Raw genomic sequence first — 3,382 nt, forward strand, 5'->3', positions numbered from 1 at the left:
AGTAGGATCATAATCAACACTAGTTGCATATATATCTGTAATTTTTTGATAAAATCGCCGTTCTGACGTCCTGATATCCTGAATGCGGCGAGTAAGTTCTTCAAAGTAATCAAAAGGAAGATCCGGATTTTTTAATCTCTCATCATCTAAGGTAAACCTTTTTACAATATATTCTTTCAACCTTTCAGTTGCCCAGATGCGAAAACGGGTGGCAATATGACTTTTTATCCGGTATCCAACTGAAATAATCATATCCAGATTATAATAATCAAGAAGCCTTTTTACCTCACGGCCTCCTTCTTTTCGAACTGTCAAGTATTCCTTAACAGTTGCTTTTGGAAACAACTCTTGTTCTTTATAAATATTGTTTACATGTAGACTTATATTTTGCTTTGTGGTTTGAAAAAGCTCTGCCATAAGCTTCTGTGTCAGCCAGACTGTTTCATCGGACAATCTCACATCTATTTTAACAGTGCCATCTTCTGCTTTATAGACTAAAAATTGTCCTTTTGAATTTTCTATTTCGTTTTTCATGCTATTAATTCTCTATGGATTTTTTAGATACGTTTCAATTGTCTCTTTGTGTTTGGCTACATAATCACAGCTCGGCTTTGCATCAACTGATGTGTGCTCTTTAAGACCATAATAATGGTAAGACCCTTATCTGAAAACTGATTCAGAATATCCCCCACTATGACCTCAAACTTCCCCTTTGTCAGCCTTTTTCTAAATTTGGAAAAGGTTGAATGATCCGGGGATGCTTCACTGGCTGACAATCCTAAAAATGTCTGGAAAGAATTGCGGTCATTGATCTGGCTTTCAAGCTCAGGATCTGACTTGATCCGAAACCATTTTTGGATCAACAGGCATTTGAACAAAAGCAATGGAGAATAGGCTTTATTCCCTTCTTTTTTGTCACCAACCGGATAATCTCTTAGAAGGATGGACTCAATTTTACCCCAGGCGATAGTCTTATCCATATTCGTAAGTATTTCAAGGCTTTTATTCTTCGTGTCTTTCAAAGATCTTTCTAAATCAGAAAATGTAAGATTTTTTTGTTTTGATTTGAATGCCATTTGGTATCCCCTCATTTATGCTTTTTATTACCATTTTTATAACATGAATGAGATGAATATTCAATAAATTTAATTGGTTATATTCAATAAATTTTACTTTTCTGGATGGATAATTTCAATTTTGTAATAATCGGATGCTTTTTCCTCTGAGTTAATCAAAGGTCTCAACCGGTGAAATCCGGTTCATTTTTCTTGTTTAACATTTTATAAAAAATAGCTTAACTTCAATATCAGATTTTAGGGTAGTGCCAGTAAAAAAATCAGACTTCAAAAAGGGTTCTAATTTTACCTGATCCAATTAATTTGGATAACAATCTAAAATTATTCTGATCAAATCGAACTTTGCCGGCAATGCAAGCTGGGTGAATTTTTAGATATTCTGCTAATTCAAGTACATTTTTTTTATTAGGATTTGTTTTCGCGGCAGCGGTGGACCAAATTTTATTCGGAATCAAAGATTCAATAGCAAGAGAATCGGCTTCGTCTTCAGTATCGTTTTGTTTTCCTCTCCCAGAGGTTCTGATATCCATGTCATCTACAAATAAATTTTGATTTTCTTTACCAAGGTGCAATACTATATGGGCTAATTCATGAAGAAGGCAAAACCAAAAATTGTCAATTCTATCATATCTCAGTGTTAATCCAACAACGGGTGTCGAATCTTCAAGTAATAAGGCAGCCCCATCTAAATATGTTTTTGGTAGATGTCGTTCGATGATCAGATGGATTCCATGTTTCTCCAGAAACTCCATAGCAAGTAGGGGACCCTCATCAAAAAAGCTTAATTTACCTATCTCTCTAAGGTTGTCAGATGTGAAATTGGCAGGATCAAATTTTTTTTTTAGAGTGTTTTTTTGGGCAAGCGCCATGATCCTCATGCACCATGAGTTAAGTGCATAACTATCTGTTTTTGCATTAGTTCGATTTCCGGAGTTTTCTCTAAAACAAGCCTCAATCGTTTCCCCATTTGGGCAACAATTATTAATAAAAAGCCGCATGGCTTCTTCAGCTGAATCTTTTAAGTTCTTTATTGGATGAATCCACCCTCTTTTTGACATTTCTTTCAATGGAAAAAGATGCCATTCAGTATGGGGTATTGCCTTGGGAAAACTTCCACCTGCTTTTTGTAAAAAAATTTCAGCCGGTATTCCCAAATTTTGGTGAAGAGATCGCATCATTGAAAGAGTTAATGGCCTTTTTTTATTTAGGATCTCAGAGACTTTGCTCTTGCTGCCAATAAAGGGCACCAAGCCTTGCTGATTGAGTCCCAACTGTTCCATCCTAAACTTTATTGCATCTATCGGCTCAGGTGTGTCCATCGCATAATGTTCATCTTCATAAAGTTCAACTAGTGTAGCAAGCAGTTCAAGTTCTTCCGCTTCAGGAGTGTTTGCTTCGGCATCCATCAGGTTTTCAATGCGGGATAGAACTAAACTATAGTCTTCTTCTGTTTTAATAAGTTTGTTAATCATTATATTTCCTCCGCATTAATTTTATCATACTCTTTATGGGTCCCCACAAACCGAATAAAAACAGTCTGTGTTGGAAAATTGATTTTTACTATTAATCGGTACTTATTCCCTCCTAAGTTAAAGACAATACGGTTATTTTTTAAAATACTGGCTGATCCATATTGCGCTTTCATTTCTGGCCAGAATTGCCAATTTGCTTTTTTCGCTTCATGCCACCATGCATCAATAGGTCCTTTTGCATCCTTACATCCTTCTTGCTGGTAAAATTTTATCAATTGAGGCCTGGCTATTACATGCATAACTTAATTATTAATACGTTCCCCAATTAATGTCAATACAAAAGTTCCCCCAATGGGAACAATGGAATAGTTATATTTTGGGAAAAACGACCTGCATCACCAGCGGCCCAACCAACCTTATCGCGTCAGCGCCGCCGCGCTTTTCGTCGTCTGGTGAATGCAATGGTTGTGCTATTTGCTTATTTCTTTTTATAAGGATTGAAATCTGGATACAATTTCTCTGCACATTCTGGGCAAATCCCATGACTAAATTCTGCATCCGACCTTTCACGAACATATGATTCAATTTGATGCCAATTGTTTTTTTCATCCCTAATTCTTTTACAAGAGGCACATACAGGCAGTATTCCCTCAAGATATTTCATTTTCTGAAAGATATTTTTTGTGAAACGAATTATTACTGCACCTATAATTGCGATGCAGACACTTTCGAAAAAAGATTCCCTCCAGTTTAATGGTGTTGGTTCCGCCCCTAAGAGCAAATCAGGAATATCTATTACTTCATCAAGCCAGATTAATAGTATTATGAAAGCAA

The 3,382-nt window shown here is 36.0% G+C and carries 4 protein-coding genes and 1 pseudogene; all 5 read right to left on the reverse strand.

Going from position 1 to position 3,382, the window contains the following annotated elements; genetic code table 11:
* Positions 1-534: RhuM family protein (locus tag K8S13_RS16335; RefSeq protein WP_291464125.1), on the reverse strand; the 534-nt coding region annotated here is incomplete at its 3' end.
* Between the two features lie 56 nt (positions 535-590).
* Positions 591-1,076: a transposase gene (locus tag K8S13_RS16340; RefSeq protein WP_291464127.1), complete on the reverse strand. Its 486-nt coding sequence runs from the start codon at positions 1,074-1,076 to the stop codon at positions 591-593.
* A gap of 260 nt (positions 1,077-1,336) precedes the next feature.
* Positions 1,337-2,548 (reverse strand): ImmA/IrrE family metallo-endopeptidase, encoded by a 1,212-nt coding sequence (locus K8S13_RS16345; protein WP_291464130.1) that lies wholly within the window; start codon positions 2,546-2,548, stop codon positions 1,337-1,339.
* On the reverse strand, positions 2,548-2,823 hold the full coding sequence (locus K8S13_RS16350; RefSeq protein ID WP_291464131.1) for a type II toxin-antitoxin system HigB family toxin: 276 nt from the start codon (positions 2,821-2,823) through the stop codon (positions 2,548-2,550). The genes K8S13_RS16345 and K8S13_RS16350 overlap by 1 nt, the downstream gene beginning before the upstream one ends.
* A gap of 203 nt (positions 2,824-3,026) precedes the next feature.
* Positions 3,027-3,382 (reverse strand): annotated as a pseudogene (locus K8S13_RS16355) (hypothetical protein); the annotation flags it as partial.

The sequence above is a fragment of the Desulfobacula sp. genome (genome assembly GCF_021107415.1).